This window comes from Cryobacterium sp. 10C3 (genome assembly GCF_034314285.1).
Lineage (GTDB): Bacteria > Actinomycetota > Actinomycetes > Actinomycetales > Microbacteriaceae > Cryobacterium > Cryobacterium glucosi.
In genome coordinates this window covers 137,895-155,084 of the sequence record NZ_JAVIWF010000002.1, presented here as the reverse complement: position 1 = coordinate 155,084, position 17,190 = coordinate 137,895, and the positions used below count along the sequence as shown (strand labels likewise).

At 69.7% G+C, this 17,190-nt stretch carries 11 protein-coding genes and 4 pseudogenes; 7 read left to right on the top strand and 8 right to left on the bottom strand.

Translation table 11 applies throughout. The annotated features are described in order from the left end of the window. Positions 1-39: 39 nt before the first annotated feature. Complete coding sequence (locus tag RGU41_RS01320; protein ID WP_322135287.1) at positions 40-2,184, bottom strand: thioredoxin domain-containing protein; 2,145 nt, start codon at positions 2,182-2,184, stop codon at positions 40-42. Between the two features lie 98 nt (positions 2,185-2,282). On the opposite strand from RGU41_RS01320, the gene RGU41_RS01315 reads away from it, so the two are divergent. The 3 genes from RGU41_RS01315 (at position 2,283) to RGU41_RS01305 (ending at position 4,365) form a co-directional block, all read left to right on the top strand. Beyond that, a complete protein-coding gene (locus RGU41_RS01315) occupies positions 2,283-3,224 on the top strand; it encodes a hypothetical protein (RefSeq protein WP_322135286.1) in 942 nt (313 codons plus the stop codon). A gap of 65 nt (positions 3,225-3,289) precedes the next feature. Beyond that, on the top strand, positions 3,290-3,865 hold the full coding sequence (locus tag RGU41_RS01310; protein WP_322135285.1) for a hypothetical protein: 576 nt from the start codon (positions 3,290-3,292) through the stop codon (positions 3,863-3,865). Continuing rightward, complete coding sequence (locus tag RGU41_RS01305) at positions 3,817-4,365, top strand: hypothetical protein (RefSeq protein WP_322135284.1); 549 nt, start codon at positions 3,817-3,819, stop codon at positions 4,363-4,365. Before RGU41_RS01310 ends, RGU41_RS01305 begins: the two co-directional genes overlap by 49 nt. A 116-nt stretch (positions 4,366-4,481) precedes the next feature. On the opposite strand, the gene pnuC is transcribed toward RGU41_RS01305, so the two are convergent. Both pnuC and RGU41_RS01295 read right to left on the bottom strand, forming a co-directional pair. Then, a complete protein-coding gene (pnuC, locus tag RGU41_RS01300) occupies positions 4,482-5,162 on the bottom strand; it encodes a nicotinamide riboside transporter PnuC (RefSeq protein WP_134449363.1) in 681 nt (226 codons plus the stop codon). Beyond that, a complete protein-coding gene (locus RGU41_RS01295; RefSeq protein ID WP_322135283.1) occupies positions 5,159-5,821 on the bottom strand; it encodes a PadR family transcriptional regulator in 663 nt (220 codons plus the stop codon). The genes pnuC and RGU41_RS01295 overlap by 4 nt, the downstream gene beginning before the upstream one ends. Before the next feature lie 118 nt (positions 5,822-5,939). Here RGU41_RS01295 and RGU41_RS01290 point away from each other — a divergent pair. From RGU41_RS01290 to RGU41_RS01280, 3 genes and pseudogenes are all read left to right on the top strand, one after another. Next, positions 5,940-7,027, top strand: a pseudogene (locus RGU41_RS01290) (Rieske 2Fe-2S domain-containing protein). Between the two features lie 361 nt (positions 7,028-7,388). Beyond that, the gene (locus RGU41_RS01285) at positions 7,389-8,030 is read left to right on the top strand and encodes an iron-sulfur cluster-binding domain-containing protein (RefSeq protein WP_322135282.1); all 642 of its coding nucleotides are present in this window, start codon (positions 7,389-7,391) and stop codon (positions 8,028-8,030) included. Between the two features lie 48 nt (positions 8,031-8,078). Next, positions 8,079-9,572 (top strand): aldehyde dehydrogenase family protein, encoded by a 1,494-nt coding sequence (locus RGU41_RS01280; protein ID WP_322135281.1) that lies wholly within the window; start codon positions 8,079-8,081, stop codon positions 9,570-9,572. On the opposite strand, the gene RGU41_RS01275 is transcribed toward RGU41_RS01280, so the two are convergent. The 3 genes from RGU41_RS01275 to RGU41_RS01265 are packed head-to-tail and all read right to left on the bottom strand — an operon-like array spanning position 9,560 to position 11,566. After that, the gene (locus RGU41_RS01275; protein WP_322135280.1) at positions 9,560-10,414 is read right to left on the bottom strand and encodes an aldo/keto reductase; all 855 of its coding nucleotides are present in this window, start codon (positions 10,412-10,414) and stop codon (positions 9,560-9,562) included. The two genes, RGU41_RS01280 and RGU41_RS01275, sit on opposite strands and share 13 nt — an antisense overlap. A gap of 48 nt (positions 10,415-10,462) precedes the next feature. Then, the gene (locus tag RGU41_RS01270) at positions 10,463-10,786 is read right to left on the bottom strand and encodes a DUF2249 domain-containing protein (protein ID WP_134449357.1); all 324 of its coding nucleotides are present in this window, start codon (positions 10,784-10,786) and stop codon (positions 10,463-10,465) included. Between the two features lie 24 nt (positions 10,787-10,810). Next, complete coding sequence (locus tag RGU41_RS01265) at positions 10,811-11,566, bottom strand: helix-turn-helix transcriptional regulator (protein WP_322135279.1); 756 nt, start codon at positions 11,564-11,566, stop codon at positions 10,811-10,813. An 86-nt stretch (positions 11,567-11,652) separates the two neighbouring features. On the opposite strand from RGU41_RS01265, the pseudogene hrpA reads away from it, so the two are divergent. After that, positions 11,653-15,583, top strand: a pseudogene (gene hrpA / locus RGU41_RS20655) (ATP-dependent RNA helicase HrpA). 29 nt (positions 15,584-15,612) lie between these two features. Here hrpA and RGU41_RS01245 read toward each other — a convergent pair. Both RGU41_RS01245 and RGU41_RS01240 read right to left on the bottom strand, forming a co-directional pair. Further along, positions 15,613-16,374, bottom strand: a pseudogene (locus tag RGU41_RS01245) (amino acid ABC transporter ATP-binding protein). 259 nt (positions 16,375-16,633) lie between these two features. Continuing rightward, positions 16,634-17,188: pseudogene (locus RGU41_RS01240) on the bottom strand (amino acid ABC transporter permease); the annotation flags it as partial. Positions 17,189-17,190: the final 2 nt, after the last annotated feature.

Here is a 17,190-nt window from a genome sequence, read left to right as displayed (position 1 = left end):
CTCGCTGCTTCCGCCGGTGGCGGAGGGGATGCCTCGATGTTAGGGCGACGCGGGCCCGTCGGGAGAGATCTCCCCGGATGTCTCCCGGATCGTTAGCTCCGCAGGGTCGGTCACCGGCACGCGGCAGACGAAGTCGCGGCAGAGGTACGCCGTCGGCCGGTCGCGGAGCGGGACACGTCCGGCGAAGAGGCCGAATCCGGCGGCGGCGAGTGTCCGGGACTGGGCCGCTGTGACGGATGCGATGACGCCGGTCGCCCGCTGCCTCGCGCTGTCGACGAGTGCCGTCACGCTCACGGCAGCGGGCACATCGAAGAAGGAGGGTGCGGCCGAGAAGTCGGGCTCCCCTGGCTCGTCGAGGTCGGCGTCACCGCTGGGTTCCGCCGCAGCGGCCCGGTCGTCTGGCGCGACGAGCACGAGCTGTTCCACGGGGGCGATCAGTGCGGAGCAGAGCTGCAGGACGGCACCGAAGGCGAGCGGGCGTTCCGCGGCACGGGCGAGGAACGGGACGACCGCCGTGACCGCTGCATCCCGGTACCTCTCCGACTCGGTCATCAGGTACAGCAGCTGGGCGGCGCCCGCGGCGGCCGAGCGTCCGGACGGGTATGCGCCCTCGGAGGGGTCGACCTCGAGGGCGAGTCCCTGGCCGACCAGCACGGGATCGGAGCCGCCCGGGACCCGGAACCGTGCGGCGGCCGTGTCTGTGGTCGCGGCAGTGTCGGTGGTCGCCGCTAGCGTGCTGTCCACCAGGAGGCGCGCCGCGGACGCGTAGCGTCCCTCACCCGTCACGAGTGCCAGTTCGAGGAGTCCCCGTGCGAACATCCCGAAGTCCTCCAGGGTAGCCCGCGCCGTCGAGGTACGGCCGGAGATGGAGGCTCGCACGAGCACCGGCCCGTCACCTGCGGAGTCGGCTGCGGCTTCGGCTTCGGCTTCGGCTTCGGCTTCCACGGTGAGATGCCGGGACAGCAGGTAGTCGGCGGCGCGGGCCGCGGCATCCGTGTAGCGGGAATCACCGAACGCGAAACCGGCGCGGGCGAGCGCGCCGATCGCGAGGCCGTTCCAGCCGGTGAGCACCTTCTCGTCGAGGGCGGGGCGGGGCTGCGTTCGCCGGGCGTCGATGTCGAGGGCGTAGTAGCCGCCCTCGACGCGGCGTCCGGCGACGGTGCTCTCGGAATCCTGGGCACTCGCGAAACCGCCGTCGGGCAGCTGCAGCACAGAAAGGAGGAACTCGGCGACGCCCTCTGCGACCGTGCGGGCCCACTGTTCCCCGGTCAGTTTCCAGGCCTGGGTGTAGAGGTCCAGGAGCTGGGCGTTGTCGTAGAGCATCCGCTCGAAGTGGGGCTCGCTCCAGTCCCGGTTGACGGCGTAGCGGAAGAATCCGCCCTCCACGGGGTCCCGCAGCGGGGAGGCGCCCATCCGTTTGAGGGTGCGCAGGGCGAGGCTGCGGCCGGATGAGCGGTCGAGCAGGAACGCGAGGACGGGGGCGACGGGGAATTTCGGCGCCCCGCCGAACCCGCCGTACCGGGTGTCCTCCGTCACGGCGAGGCCCTCGACGATGCCGTCAAGCACGCTGCCCTGCGGCAGCAGGTTCCGCGGGCCGGCTCCCCCGACATCGTTGCCGTCGACACCATCGAAAGCAGCGACGGCAGCATCGGCGACGGCGGCATCGGCGAGCTCCTGCTGTCTGGCGGCTGCGGCGAGCGCGTCTGCGACGAGAGCGCCGGTCTCGGTGACCTCGGCGCGGCGGTCGGTCCAGGCGTCCGTGACGGCTTCGAGCACCTGCCGGAACGCCGGTCGGCCGGGAACGGCGGTCGGCGGGAAGTACGTTCCCGCGTAGAAAGCACGTCCTTCAGGGGTCACGAAGACGTTGAGCGGCCAGCCGAGGCCGTCGACGAACGCGCTTGCTGCGGCGAGATAGGTCGCGTCGACCTCAGGATGCTCCTCCCGGTCGACCTTGATGCTCACGAAGTGCGCGTTGAGGTAGGCGGCGAGGTCGGGATCGCTGAAACTCTCCCGCGCCATCACGTGGCACCAGTGGCACGTCGAGTATCCGATCGACACGAGCAGCGGAAGGTCGCGCGCCCGGGCCTCGGCGAAGGCCTCGCTGCCCCAGCCGTGCCAGTCGACCGGGTTGTCGGCGTGGGAGCGCAGGTACGGGCTGATCGCATCGGCAAGACGATTCGGCATGGTCCCATTGTGCCCCGACCCCGCAACGGGCAATCGAACCGGTGACGCCGCGCCCGACTGGTTACAGTGGACACACCTCGACCGATGGGAGCCGCGGGATGACAACGGAGTCTGTCGCGCTGCGGCTGCACGCCGCGGCCTCAGCGGATGCCGCCCTCGCCTCCGACCTCCGCGCCGCCTACCGGGGCCGGCACGACGTGCTCGACGCACTCTGGTGGCGGGCGCACCCGCTCACCGGCACCCCGGGCGGGCGACCGGATCCCGCCGCCGAACTGCCCCGGTTGCAGGCCGCGGTGTACGCGCGCCCGGGCCCGGACGGCTCCCTCGAGGCGAGTGAGCGGCGGCTCCACGACCTCACCGCCCAGCTGCGGCAGGACGCGACCGACCTCGAGGCACTGCTGGTGCTGTTCCCCGACGCCGCGGCCTCCCCCGACGCCGTCCACTCCCGGGGCACTCGCCCCCTCGATGCTGCGGGCACATCCGACGCCGACGCGACCGCACGACCCGCCCCCGCGTTCCGCGGCCCGACCCGCCGGCGCAGCGTGCTCCTCGTCGCGGCCGGGTTCCTCCTCGGCGGGATCGCCGTCGCCACGACCTCTGCCCTGTTGTCCCTCGGCGGCCCGGTGAGCAGCCCGGGCACCGAGCCGGCGGCATCCGCTTCGCCAGGGCTTCTCGCGCTCTTCGACCAGCCGCCGATCCCCGACCAGACCACGATCGATCTCGGTCCCGAGTTCCGGCGGGATTCGATCCACGCGATGTTCGTCGAGCGCGAGACCAGCTCCTTCGTGTACGTCGCGCGGCGGGGCGACGACCTCTACTGCGTCATCCTGCGCACCCAGGGCCAGCAGGGCGCGAGCGCCTGCGTCGGCCTCGCCGAACTCGCCCGCCGCGGCCTGACCCTCACGGCGACGGTGCCGGTCAATCCCTTCACCCTCGGCAAGGACTCCCTCGAACCGGCGGGCGCCCTCGCTGACGTCACGATCCGGGTCAGCACCGACGGCGTCGTGTCGAGCGAGACCGCCCCGCATCCCACTTCCTGACCGGCAGCACCTGTTCCCGGCGGCGCACTCGCTAGGGTGAGTGTCACAACCGTCGGGGGGCCGGAATGGTATTCGAGATCAGCGCAGAGTACGAGCAGCACCGGCGGGCCGGGCGGCTGCGCGAGGCCGCCCAGGCGGATGCCGCGCTCCACGAAGTCCTGCGCCGCGGCTACCCGGGTCGCCACGACGTGCTCGACGCCCTCTGGTGGCGGGCGCATCCGCTCACGGAGACGCCGGCCGGCCGGCCGGACCCCGCTGCCGAACTCCCGGAGTTGCAGGCGGCGGTGTACTCCCGTGCCCGCTCGCCCGAGTCTGCTTCCGAGGACGAGCAGCGTCTCGCGGCCCTGCAGCTGGCGCTCGGCCGCGACACCGCCGACCTCGACGCACTCCTCGGCCAGTACCCCACCCTCGAGGCCGGCGCGCTCGCCAAAACCGGACCATTCCTTCCCGCGAGAGTACGAAAAGTGCCCCTATCGGACCCCGATACGGGCACTTTTCGTACTCTCGCGGAGGAGGAGCGGATGCAGCGGCGGGAACCGCAGCGGGCCAGGGGCCGGAAGCCGCGGCGCCGCGGCGCCTGCGCGTGCTGCGCGTGCTGCGCGCAGCAGCGCTGGTGGTGTCGGGCGCGACGGTCGGGGTGATCGCGCTGCTCGTGCTGCAGGCGAGCGGGCTGGCCGGCGCAACGGATGCCTCTGGCGGCGCTACCCCGACGGGCGGAGCCTCCGAGACGGCCGGGCCCGCCGCATCCGCCGGAAACCTGCTCGGGGTCTTCGACCAACCCGAATTCGTGCCCGACGACACCACGCCCGCCCTCGGCGGCGAGTACACGTCGGTGCACAGCCTTTTCGGACCGGTCCTCGAAACGGGACTGCCGTACAGCGTCTTCGCGGCACGGCTCCGTGACGACCAATACTGCCTGATCCTCCGCAACGCCGACCTCACCGGCACGAGCGCGTGCACCACGCTCGACGAACTCGCCGGGAGCGGGCTACACCTCAACGCCACGGTCATGGGCTCGCTCGGGACGGCAGGCCCCCTCACCGTTTCGGACGCCTACGACCAGCTGATCGACGTCAGCGTCGATTGGACCGCAGACGGAATGAGCTCATCGAGCGGCCCGCACCCTAGCGCGGACGGGTAGCCCGGGCGCCGAGTGTCGCCACACCCGCCGAGGATCGCCCGTACACCGGGTCGTCTGGGCGGAACCGGCGACACTCGACCGTGGTCGGCCGCGGCGAGGCTCGTCAAGCGGGCGGGTCACACCGTGCCGGTGAGCTCGTGCTCGACGAAGTCCCTGCGGCGGCGTTGCACCCGCATCCAGATGAAGAAGCCCGTGATCGTGAACGCCCCGTAGAACACGTACAGGATCGCCGAGGCGTAGTACCCGGCGCTGACCAGGAGCGGTACCCCGACGATGTCGACCGCGACCCAGATCAGCCAGAACTCGGTCCAGCCCTTGGCCATGCCGTAGGTCGCGAGCAGGGAGCCCGTGAAGATCCAGGCATCAGCCCAGACCGGTTCGAAGGAGCCGAGGGCACGGAAGATCGGGGTGAGCACGAGGGTGCCGGCGACCATGCCGAGGCCGAGCAGGATGCGGGTGCGGTTGCCCGCCCAGTGCGGCACGACCGCGGCGCGAACGGTGGAGTGGCGGCTCCGCGACCACTGGATCCACCCGTAGATCGACACGATGATGAACATCACCTGTCGGCCGGCCTGGCCGAGCAGGTTCACCGGGTTGGGGGTACCGAAGACGGCGCCGAGGAACACCGTGAACAACAGCGCATTGCCCGCCATGCCGACCGGCCACGCCCAGACCTTGCGGCGCATTCCACCGACTGCGCTCAGTATCCCGAACGCGTTGCCGATCACCTCGCGCCAGAGGATGGTCTGCGTGCCGATCTGAAGTTGCGCGTCGAACAGCCACTCAATCGGATTCACAGGTCAACTTCCTCGCCGGGGCTGGTCCCTCCGCCTTCTCCCAACTTACCGCGAACGCTTTCGGGCGGCTTCGGCTCAAGCTCGTCGGCCAGGCGCAGCCCGCGCTCTGCCCACCCGATTTCCTGCTCGGCCCGGGCGATGAGCCCCTCGTAGGCGAAGAGCTTGTACGCCGCGATGCGCGGCCGCTCGGACTCCGGGCTGATCAACAGTCTCTGGACGAAGATCGGATGCGTACCGTCCCGGATCGCGGCGAACTGGCCCTGCCACTGCTCGCGCAACCCGGCCCAGTGCCGCACGTGCGCCCGGAGCTGCTCCCGGACCGAGTCCGGGTCGGCCCACTCGAAGTACGCCGCACGCAGGTGCGCCGGGTCTCGCTCCCGCGAGTACTCGACCGGTTCGGCCATCCACGCACGGAACGCCTGCTCACCCAGCGAGGTGATGTGGTAGACCCGCTTCGTCGCCTGGGTCGCCTGGGTACTCCGGGCAACTGCCGTCGCCTCGATCAGTCCCCCGGTTTCCATCCGGCGCAGTTCCGGGTAGATCTGCGAGTCCGGGGCGCTCCAGACGTGCCCGACCGAGCTGTGGAAGGACTTGGCGAGGTCGTAGCCCGTCATGGGCTGCGCCGTCAGGAGCGCGAGGAGGGCGTAGCGCAGGCTCATGGTTTGATTCTGGTCCCTGAAAGGGTCTTGTGGTTTCACTATCGACATAGGTATTGTTGCCCTCCATTGACCTATCGATGTGATGCCAGGTGCATGATGTCCGGACGAAGGAGTCCCGATGAAGGAAACGACCGTCGACAAGATCCTCGGCCACCCGCTCAACGCCTGGTACGTCGCGGCCTGGGACCACGAGGTCAATCGCAAGCCGCTCGCGCGAACCGTCGCTAACCGTCCGCTCGCGCTGTACCGCACCGAGGACGGTGACGCCGTCGCCCTCGCCGACGCGTGCTGGCACCGGCTGGCGCCGCTCTCGATGGGAAAGCTGGAGGGCCGGGACGGCATCCGCTGCCCGTACCACGGCATCCTCTACAATTCGGCGGGCCGCTGCGTCTCGATGCCGGCACAGGAGACCATCAACCCGAGCGCAACGGTCGCGTCCTTCCCCGTCGTGGAACGGTACCGCTACGTCTGGGTGTGGCTCGGCGATGCAGCCCTGGCCGACCCGGAGCTCGTGCCCGACATGCACCAGATGGATGACCCGGAGTGGGCAGGAGACGGCCTGACGATCTCGGTGGACTGCAACTACCAGCTGGTGCTCGACAACCTGATGGACCTGACCCACGAGGAATTCGTGCACAGTTCCTCGATCGGCCAGGAGGCGCTGAGTGAATCCGAGTTCACGGTGCACCATGACGAACGGACCGTCACCGTGGAACGCTGGATGCTCGGCATCGACGCTCCCCGTTCTGGCTGAAGAACATGCGCGACAAGTTTCCCGGCTTCGAGGGGAAGGTCGACCGCTGGCAGATCATCCACTTCGAATCGCCGACCACGATCAACATCGACGTCGGTGTCGCGCGGGCCGGCACCGGGGCGCCGCAGGGCGATCGAAGCCAGGGCGTCAACGGCTATGTGATGAACACGATCTCGCCCGTCACCGACCGTTCCTCCCGCTACTTTTGGGCGTTCATGCGCAATTACCGGCTCGAAAGCCAGGTGATCACCACCCAGCTGCGCGACGGGGTCTCCGGCGTCTTCAGGGAGGACGAGGACATGCTCGTCGCCCAGCAGGCCGCGATCGACGCAAACCCCGACTACGAGTTCTACAGCCTGAACATCGACGCGGGCGGGATGTGGGTGCGGCGGCTGATCGAACGTCAGCTCGCTGCGGAGGGACGCCTGCCCGCGCCCGTCGCTGCCGGCTGAGTGGCGGCGACGACGATGGCAACGTCCCACGCGGCGGTCTGGCAGCGCGCCACGGTCGTCGACTCGACCGCCCTCACCGACAACATCCGCCGGATCGTGCTCGCGCCCGACCACCCGGCCAAGGTCGACGCCGGCGCACACATCGACGTGCGCGTGCCGATCGGCGGGGTTCTGGACCGCCGGTCGTACTCCGTCGTCGACGCCGGCCCCGACTGGCGCGGACCCTGGCGATCAGCGATGTCTCGACTCTCCAGCGGTCCCGCGGCGGCGCGCGGGCGATGCACGCACTCCGGCCCGGCGACACCGTCGAGATCACCCAGCCGATCGTCGACTTCCCCTCCGCGTCGGAGCCGCGCACTACGTGCTGCTGGCCGGCGGCATCGGCATCACTGCGGTCATGGGCATGGCGAGGGTGCTCCGGTCGGTCGGCGCCGACTACACGCTCGTCTACGCCGGGCGCAGCCGGCCGGCGCTGGCCTACGTCGAACACGTGCAGAACGCGCACGGCGACCGGCTGAGACTCCACATCACCGACGAAGGCAACCCGCTCGACGTCACCGAGCTCGTCGGCGGGGTCGAACCGGGCACCGAACTCTACCTGTGCGGTCCGATCAGGCTGATGGACGCCGTTCGCCGGGCCTGGATCGAACGCGAGCTCCCCTACCCCGACCTCCGGTTCGAGACCTTCGGCAACAGCGGCTGGTTCGCCCCCGAGGACTTCGTCGTGCGCATACCGCGGATCGGCGCCGAGGTCACCGTCCGGGCGACCGAGACCATGCTCGAGGCGCTCGAGGCCGCTGAGGTCGACCTGATGTTCGACTGCCGCAAGGGTGAGTGCGGACTCTGCGAGGTGCGCGTGCTCGACCTCGACGGAGACATCGACCACCGTGACGTCTTCTACAGCGAGCGCCAGAAGGACTCCCGCGGCACGATGTGCTGCTGCGTCTCCCGAGCCGTCGCCCCGCCCGGCGGCACCGCCGTCGTGACAATCGACATTTCCTGATCCTCCGCACCCCTACCCAACCGCAATCACCCTGAAGGAGAACCGCCCATGACACTCACCGTGAACGAGACCGCGACAACCCTGTTCCTCGACCCCGCGGCGTGGTCGGGGAAGATCTACATCAACGGGGAGTGGGTCGCCGGGTCAGGCGGCGACCTCCCGGTCATCGAGCCGGCGACCGGCGACGAGATCGGCCGGATCGGGATCGCCACCCCCGTCGACGTGGCCAGGGCCGCCGCGGGCGCGGCCGCGGCGCAGAAGGCCTGGGCCGCGACCGCGCACCCGGTGCGCGCCGCCGTGCTGCGCCGGGCCGCCGCGCTCCTGGAGGAACACGCCGACGAGATCATGGACTGGAACGTGCGGGAAGTCGGCGCGGTTCCCGGGCTTGCCGGCTTCGCCCTCCACGTCGGCGCTCAGGAATGCTACGAGGCGGCGGCGTTGCCGTCGCATCCGCTCGGCCAGGTACTCTCGAGCGAGGAGCCGAGGATCTCCATCGCCCAGCGGGTGCCCGTCGGCGTCGTCGGAGTCGTGTCGCCGTTCAACGTGCCGATCATCCTCGGCATCCGCGCGGTGGCGCCGGCGCTCGCGCTGGGCAATGCGGTCGTGCTCAAGCCGGACCCGCGCACCGCTGTGACCGGCGGCGTGATGATGGTGCGCATCTTCGAGGAGGCCGGCCTGCCCGCCGGGCTCCTGCAGCTGGTGACCGGCGGCGCCGATGTCGGCGAGGCCATCGTCACCGACCCGAACGTGCGGGTGATCGCGTTCACCGGCTCGACCAGGGCCGGTCGCGCCGTCGGCGAGCTCGCGGGAAAGCATCTCAAGCGTGCCCACCTCGAGCTGGGCGGTAATTCCGCCTTCGTCGTACTCGCCGACGCCGACGTCGACAAGGCCGTCAACCTCGCGGCCTGGGGATCGTTCCTGCACCAGGGCCAGATCTGCATGACGGTCGGGCGGCACATCGTGCACGAGAGCATCTTCGACGAGTACGTCGAGAAGCTCGCCGCGAAGGCGGACTCCCTTGCCGTTGGCAACCCCGCCACCGAGCACGTGCACCTCGGCCCGATCATCGACGAGAACCAGCGCGACCGCATCCACCGCCTGGTCACGGGCTCGATCGATTCCGGCGCGAAGCTGAGGGCCGGCGGCAGCTACGACGGGCTGTTCTACCGGCCCACCGTGCTCGCGGACTCGCCGCTGGATGCCCCCGCCTTCTGCGAGGAGGTGTTCGGCCCTGTCGCATCCGTGGTGCGGTTCAGCACCGAGGACGAGGCCGTGGGCATCGCTTCGGCGACCGAATACGGGCTCTCGCTCGGCATCGTGACCGCCGACGCAATGCGCGGCCTCGAACTGGCCCAGCGGATCCCGTCCGGCATCGTGCACATCAACGACCAGACGGTCAACGACGAGGCGAACACACCGTTCGGCGGCGTCGGCTCGTCCGGCACGGGTTCGCGGCAGGGCGGTGCGGAGGCCAACATCGACGCCTTCACGGAGACGCGCTGGATCACCCTGCGCCGCACGCCGGGCAGCTACCCGTTCTGAGCGGAGCCTAGTTCACGTCGTTGGGGTGGGGAGCCCACGCGGCCGGCGCGCTCGAGCGCGGAGATCGTGGCGAGTTCGGTGTGGCTGAGCTCGAAGTCGAAGACGTCGAGGTTCTCGATCATGCGCGCGCGCCGGTTCGACTTCGGGAACAGGATGTTGCCGGTCTGCAGGTGCCAGCGGATGACCACCTGAGCGGGGCTCTTGCCGTGCGCCTCGGCCGCGACGACGACGACGGGCTCCTCGAGGAGTGGGTACTTGCCCTGGCCCAGGGGTCCCCACGCCTCGATCTGAATCCCGTGGGCGCGCGCGAACGCGGTGACCTCAGGCTGCTGGTGCGCGGGGTGCAGCTCGATCTGGTTGACCGCCGGGACGACATCCGTCTCGGCGAGAAGGCGTTCGAGGTGCGGCACGAGGAAGTTCGAGACACCGATCGAGCGTGCACGTCCGGAGGCGCGGATCTTCTCGAGCGCCTTCCAGCTCTGGATGTAGCTGTCCTTCGCCGGCGTCGGCCAGTGGATGAGGTACAGATCGACGTAGTCGAGCCCGAGCTTCTCGAGGCTCAGGTCGAAAGCGTCGAATGCGCTCTGGGTTCCCTGTTCACTGTTCCACAGCTTCGTCGTGACGAAGAGCTCGGAGCGAGGCACGGCGGATGCCGCGATCGCGGCCCCGACTCCGGCTTCGTTCCCGTAGATCGCGGCCGTGTCGAGGTGGCGGTAGCCCACCTCGAGGGCGTCGGAGACGATGCGGGTCGTTTCGTCCGGATCGACCTTGAACACGCCGAAGCCGAGCTGAGGAATGGTGTGGCCGTCGTTGAGGGTCAGGGTGGGCACAGAAGTCGTCATGGGCCCACCCTAAACGCTGGAACCGGACGGAACCTGACCTGCGGCGCTTCAGCGGGTGAGCTGGAGCTTCCACGCCTCGGGCTCGCGGGAAAGATAGCTCACCGTGAACCGGCCCGGGTGGCGCTGTTCGAGCTGGGCGAGGAGGGGCAGCGGGTCGTGGGGAGCGACGAGGACCAGGCCGCCGCCGGGGAGGACAGCGTCCAGCGCGCCGAAAATCGCGGCGTGCCGGATCGCGTGCGGCAGCTGCCGGGCGTCCAGTTCTGGGTATCCTGCGGCCTCGGCCTCGCCGCAGGTGCAGGTGTGGCCGGCGGGCTCGTCGTGGGCCGCGGGCCGGGGTGCGGATGCGGGAAGAAGGGGGATCATGTCAACCATGATTTAAACCTAATATATTCCGCTTTAATTAGCGAGCGGGTCGACGGGCACCCAGTCGCCGCGGAGGCGCACCTCGCACAGCTCGGGGAGGACGAAGGGGCGCAGCTCGACGTCGTCAGGGTCGTGCCCGCCGGAGCGGGCGATGCCCCGGATCAGGCCGAGGTGCAGCGAGCACACCACCGCGGGCGTGTGCCTGGCTTCGTCGCGGAAGGGACAGGCCCGGAGCTCGACGACCATACCGTCGCGGGCATCCGTCTCGCTCGGCGACGCCGGCTGGCCGGGCGACGCCTCAAGCGATTGGGCGATCGGGTCGAAGCCGAGGCCGTCGAGGATGTGCACGAGCGGCCCGACGTCGCTCGCTCCCCCGGCCGCCCCCGTGCCCGGTTCGCTCTCGCGCGCCTCGAGGTCGAAGGCGGCCGACCAGCGCTCGCCGGCGCGGATCGCCCGTGCCCGGCCGCCGTCGTCGTCCTCGGCGAGGGCGCCGACGAGGGCATGGCTGAGCAGCCGCTGCACACCGTCTTCGCGCACCGCGGGATTCACGGTGAAGAGGATGCGCGGACGCCCGCGGATCCCGGTCCGGTCGACGGCACGGCGGATCAGCCCGGCACCCTCGAGCTGGTCGAGATGGAAGCGCGCGGTCGTCACGTGCAGGCCGATGCTCGCGGCGACGGCGGCGGCGTCGACGGGCTCGCGGGCACCCGCGATCAACTCCAGCACCCGGCGGCGCGCATCCGAGGCGAGGGCCGCGTGCCGGTCGCCGATTCCCTGTCCGTCTACCATAGTTTGAGCGTAACAGTCTCCGGTTCAAGCGCCAGGCCGGGAGGACCCGCCCGCGCGCACCGGGCACCCGGAAGTCTTACGATGGAATGCTCATGATTCCCCTTGTCATCACCTTCCCGCCCGAACTCCCCGTCAGCCAACGCCGCGAGGATATCGCGCGCGCCATCCGCGACAACCAGGTCGTCATCATCGCGGGCGCGACGGGCTCGGGCAAGACCACCCAGATCCCGAAGATCTGCCTCGAACTCGGGCGCACGAGCATCGGGCACACCCAGCCGCGGCGGCTCGCCGCTCGCACGATCGCCGAGCCGCATCGCCGAGGAACTCGGCCAGGAGGTCGGCCAGGTCGTCGGCTACCAGGTGCGGTTCACCGACCAGGTCGGTCCGGACACCAGGATCAAGCTCATGACCGACGGCATCCTGCTGAACGAGATGCACCGCGACCGGATGCTGCGCAACACTACGACACGATCATCGTCGACGAAGCTCACGAACGCAGCCTGAACATCGACTTCCTGCTCGGCTACTTGAAAACCCTGCTGCCGCGTCGCCCTGACCTGAAACTCATCATCACCTCGGCGACGATCGACCCGCAGAGTTTCGCCGAGCACTTCGCGGCCGCCGACGGCACCCCGGCCCCGATCATCGAGGTCTCCGGCCGTACCTACCCGGTCGAGATCCGCTACCGCCCGCTCGTGGCCGAAGCGATGGCGGACGATGACGACGAGGACCAGGCCTCCGCGACGCCGCCGGTGGACCGCGACTACATCGAGGGCATCTCCGCGGCGCTCGACGAACTGGAGCGCGAGTCGAACGGCGACGTGCTCGTCTTCCTGAGCGGAGAGACCGAGATCCGCGACGCAGCGGATGCCCTGCAGGGCAAGTTCGCGAGTGGCGACCGCACGAGCCCGACCGAGGTGCTGCCGCTCTACGGCCGGCTCTCCTCCGCCGACCAGCACAAGGTCTTCCAGCCCTCGACCGTCGCCGGGGTGCGGCGCCGGATCGTGCTCGCGACGAACGTGGCCGAGACCAGCCTGACCGTCCCGGGCATCCGCTACGTCATCGACGCCGGAACCGCCAGGATCAGCCGGTACAGCGTGCGCTCGAAGGTGCAGCGGCTGCCGATCGAGGCGATCAGCCAGGCCTCCGCGAACCAGCGCTCCGGGCGCAGTGGGCGCACGAGCGACGGCATCGCCATCCGGCTGTATTCGGAGGAGGACTTCGGTCGCCGCCCGGAGTTCACCGAGCCCGAGGTGCTGCGTACCAACCTCGCCGCCGTGATCCTGCAGATGATCTCGCTCGGCCTCGGCGACATCGCCGCGTTCCCGTTCCTCACCCCGCCGGATTCCCGCGGTATCAAGGACGGCCTCGACCTGCTCGCCGAGCTCGGCGCCGTTGCGCCGGGCAGTGGGGTGAGCAACGCGAGCGGCGGGGTGTCCAAGCTCACCCGGATCGGGCAGCAGCTCGCGAAGCTGCCGATCGACCCCCGCTTCGGGCGGATGGTCATCGAGTCCAAGACCCAGGGCGCCAGCCGCGAGGTGATGGCGATCGTCGCCGGCCTCACCATCCAGGACCCGCGGGAACGGCCGCTCGAGCGGCGCGCGCAGGCCGACCAGCAGCACGCGCGGTTCGCGGACCCGACGAGCGACTTCCTCGGCCTGCTGAACCTCTGGAATTACCTCGAGCTCAAGCAGAAGGAACTCGGCTCGAGCGCCTTCCGCAGGCTCTGCAAGAACGAGTTCCTGAACTACCTGCGGGTGCGCGAGTGGCAGGACGTCTACAAGCAGCTCCGCCAGCTCGCCAAGCCGCTCGGCCTCCACATCGGCGACCCGGCGGTCAACCCCGACGGCATCCACCGCTCCCTCCTCGCCGGGCTGCTCTCGCACATCGGCCTCAAGGATGTCGCGAAGAAGGACTACATCGGCGCCCGCCAGCAGCGCTTCGTGATCTTCCCCGGCTCGTCGCTCGCGAAGAAGCAGCCCAACGCCGTGATGAGCGCGGAACTCGTGGAGACCAGCCGGCTCTTCGCCCGGATGAACGCCGTCGTCGACCCCGCCTGGGCCGAACCGCTCGCCGGGGACCTCTGCAAGCGCAGTTACTCCGAACCGCACTGGGAGAAGAAGCAGGGCTCCGTCGTCGCCTACGAGCGGGTCACCCTCTACGGGGTTCCGATCGTGCCGCGCCGCCGCATCCAGTTCTCCCCGGTCGACCCGGCCTACGCCCGCGAGCTCTTCATCCGGCACGCCCTCGTCGACGGCGAATGGGACCTCGACCGCGTCGACCAACGCGTCACCGCGTTCGACCGGGCCAACACGAAGCTGCGCAAGGAACTCGCCGAGCTCGAGGAACGCACCCGGCGCCGCGACATCCTCTTCGACGACGAGGCCGTCTTCGAGTTCTACCAGCGCCGCATCCCCGCGGAGGTCTGCTCGACGCGCACCTTCGAGACGTGGTGGCGCAAGGCGCGCGCCGAGACCCCGACCTGCTCACGATGACCGCGGAGGCGCTCGTTCCCGACGAGGCCACCCCGGAGATCGACGAGGCCGTCTTCCCGCCGACCTGGCACCAGGGCGACCAGCGTTTCCACCTGAGCTACCGGTTCGAGCCGGGGGCGGATGACGATGGCGTCGCCGCCCTGATCCCGCTCGCCCTCCTGGCCCGGCTCTCCCCCGCCGGCTTCGACTGGCAGGTGCCGGGCCTCCGCGCCGACCTCGTGACCGCGCTGATCAAGTCGCTCCCGAAGAGCATCCGTCGCAACGTCGTGCCCGCCGCCGACTGGGCGGCCCGGCTGCTCACCGAGCTGCCGCCTGCGCCCGGCGAGGCCCGCACGGCGAAGGACACGAGCAGCATGGGCGGCACGAGCATCGGCGCCCGGCTCGGCGCGGGCACGGGGGCGGGTTTCGAGACAGAGGCTGCGCCGTTCACCGAGATCCTCGCGGGCCTGATCCAGCGGCTCACCTACGTCCCGGTGAACGCAAACGACTTCGAACTCGGGCGCGTACCCGCGCACCTCCGGATGACGTTCCGCGTCGTCGACGACCGCGGGCAGGCGATGGCCTCCGGAAAGGACCTCGGCGAGCTGCAGCGCAGGCTCGGTTCCCGGGCACGCGAGAGCGTCGCGGCGGCATCCGCTGCCACGCCCGTGAACGCGATCGAGCGCGGCGGCCTCACGACCTGGGATTTCGCGGAACTCCCCGGTTCATCGACACCAAGCAGGGCGACAACACCATTCGCGGCTACCCGACTCTCGTCGACGAGGGTACGAGCGTCGCGATCCGGATGATGAGCACCGCCGCCGAGCAGGCGAGCACGCTGCCGGGCGGGGTGCGCCGGCTGCTGCTGCTCGCGACGCCGTCTCCGGTCGCCTACGTGCAGCAGCACCTGACCGGGGCGGAAAAGCTCAGCCTCGCCACGAGCCCGTACCGCACCACGCAGGCGCTCTTCGACGACTGCCTCGCGGCGTGCGTCGATGAGGTGCTGTTCCGGGTGAACCCGAGCGGCCAGGTCTTCATGAAGGCCGAGTTCGACTCGATCCGGGACCGCGTGTCCGGGGTGCTGATGGACTCGATGTTCGAGGCCGTTGGGCTCGTTGCGCGCATCCTCACCGCCTCCCGGGCCGCAGATAAGGCGCTCAAGGCCTCGACGAGCATGGCCTTGCTGCCCGCGCTGACGGACGCCCGTGCCCAGCTGGCCGGACTGATCTACCCCGGCTTCGTGAGCGCGACGGGCCTCGCCCAGCTGCGCCACCTGCCGCGCTACCTCGGCGGCATCAGTTCACGGATCGTGAAACTCGGCGACAATCCCAGCCGCGACCGGGTCTGGATGAATGAAAGCCAGTCGGCCACGGCCCGCTACGAAGCTGCCGGCGGCCGGATTCCGCTGGCCCCCGGCATGGCGGCGAACCTCGTGCGCGCACGCTGGATGATCGAGGAGCTGCGGATCAGCCTGTTCGCGCAGGAGCTCAAGGCCGCAGAGTCGGTGTCGCTGCAGCGGATCCACAAGGTCCTGACCAGCTGACCCCGACATCCGCCGGGGTCAGCTGGTGGCTAGAGCACCTTCGAGAGGAACGCCTGCGTGCGGCGGTGTTGCGGGTTGCTCAGTACGAGCTCGGGGTCACCGGACTCGACGACGACGCCGCCGTCCATGAACACGAGCCGAGTCAGCCGACCTCGCCGGGCGAAGCCCATCTCGTGGGTGACGACGCATCATCGTCATGCCCTCCTGTGGCGAGGTCGCCTTCATCACGTCGAGCACCTCGCCTGACGAGTTCGGGGTCGAGCGCGCTCAGTCGGCTCGTCGAAGAGCATCAGCTTGGGCTCCATCGCGAGCGCGCGGGCGATCGCGACACGCTGCTGCTGGCCGCCGGAGAGGTGCGCGGGGTAGTAGTCCGCGCGTTCGGCGAGTCCCACCCGGGCGAGCAGGTCGCGGGCGGTGCGCTCGGCTTGCGCCTTGGGCAGCCCCTTGACCCGCAGCGGCGCCTCCATCACGTTCTGGAGTGCGGTCATGTGCGGGAACAGGTTGAAGCGCTGGAACACCATGCCGATGTCCCTGCGCTGCTTCGCCGCTTCCTTGGGCGCCATCTCGTAGAGCTTGCCGTTGGTCTCGCGGTAGCCGATCAGCTCGCCGTCGACGCTCAGCCGCCCGGCGGAGAGCACCTCGAGGTGGTTGATGCAGCGCAGGAACGTGGACTTGCCCGACCCGCTCGGCCCGACGAGGCACATCACCTCGCCGCGTTTGACCTCGAGGGAGATGCTCTTGAGCACCTCGTGCGAGCCGAAGCTCTTCGAGACCTGCTCTGCGAGCACCATCGGCACGTAACCGCGGGCAGCGGATGCCGCGTTCTGCGTGGTCAGGTCGCTCATGACGGGCCTCCTGGCCGGTTTCGGGTTCTCGGCCGGTGCGGGTCGCCGGCGCCTGCTCGGAGCCGGGCACGATCGTGACGCCCGTGATCGGGTCGGGGTTGGAGCCGCCGCCCTTCTTGTCCGGCTGACGGTCGCCGATGCCGCGCGCGAAACGCTTCTCGAGGAAATACTGGCCCACCATCAGGATCGAGGTGAAGAACAGGTACCAGATCGACGCGACGATGAGCAGCGGGATCGGGTTGAACGTTTCGGCGGAGATGTCACGGGAGCGGGCGAACAGGTCGAAGCTGAACGGCACCGCCGTGACGAGCGAGGTCGTCTTGAGCATCGAGATGACCTCGTTGCCGGTCGGCGGGATGATCACCCGCATCGACTGCGGCAGGATGACCCGGGTCATCGTCTGCGACCAGCTCATCCCGAGCGCGGTCGCGGCCTCTTCCTGGCCACGATCCACGGCGAGGAGTCCGGCACGGACGATCTCGGCCATGTATGCGGCCTCGTTGAGCGAGAGGCCGATCACCGCGAGAGCGAACGTGCTGAGCGCGGCGTTGGTCTCGAACGACACCCACGGGTGCATGAACGGGATGCCGATGTCGATGCTCGAGTAGATCAGCGAGATCAGGCCCCAGATGGTCAGCTGGACGTAGACCGGTGTGCCGCGGAAGACCCAGAGATAGAACCACGCGAGGCTCTTCACGACCGGGTTGGGCGACAGCCGCATCACCGCGAGGATCACGCCGAGGACGATCGCGATCACCATCG

Excerpts from the sequence above, each read along its gene's own strand:
- RGU41_RS01320 (WP_322135287.1), bottom strand. The coding sequence starts at position 2,184 with ATGCCGAATCGTCTTGCCGATGCGATCAGCCCGTACCTGCGCTCCCAC.
- RGU41_RS01315 (WP_322135286.1), top strand. The coding sequence starts at position 2,283 with ATGACAACGGAGTCTGTCGCGCTGCGGCTGCACGCCGCGGCCTCAGCG.
- RGU41_RS01310 (WP_322135285.1), top strand. The coding sequence starts at position 3,290 with ATGGTATTCGAGATCAGCGCAGAGTACGAGCAGCACCGGCGGGCCGGG.
- RGU41_RS01295 (WP_322135283.1), bottom strand. The coding sequence starts at position 5,821 with ATGAGCCTGCGCTACGCCCTCCTCGCGCTCCTGACGGCGCAGCCCATG.
- RGU41_RS01280 (WP_322135281.1), top strand. The coding sequence starts at position 8,079 with ATGACACTCACCGTGAACGAGACCGCGACAACCCTGTTCCTCGACCCC.
- RGU41_RS01275 (WP_322135280.1), bottom strand. The coding sequence starts at position 10,414 with ATGACGACTTCTGTGCCCACCCTGACCCTCAACGACGGCCACACCATT.
- RGU41_RS01270 (WP_134449357.1), bottom strand. The coding sequence starts at position 10,786 with ATGGTTGACATGATCCCCCTTCTTCCCGCATCCGCACCCCGGCCCGCG.
- RGU41_RS01265 (WP_322135279.1), bottom strand. The coding sequence starts at position 11,566 with ATGGTAGACGGACAGGGAATCGGCGACCGGCACGCGGCCCTCGCCTCG.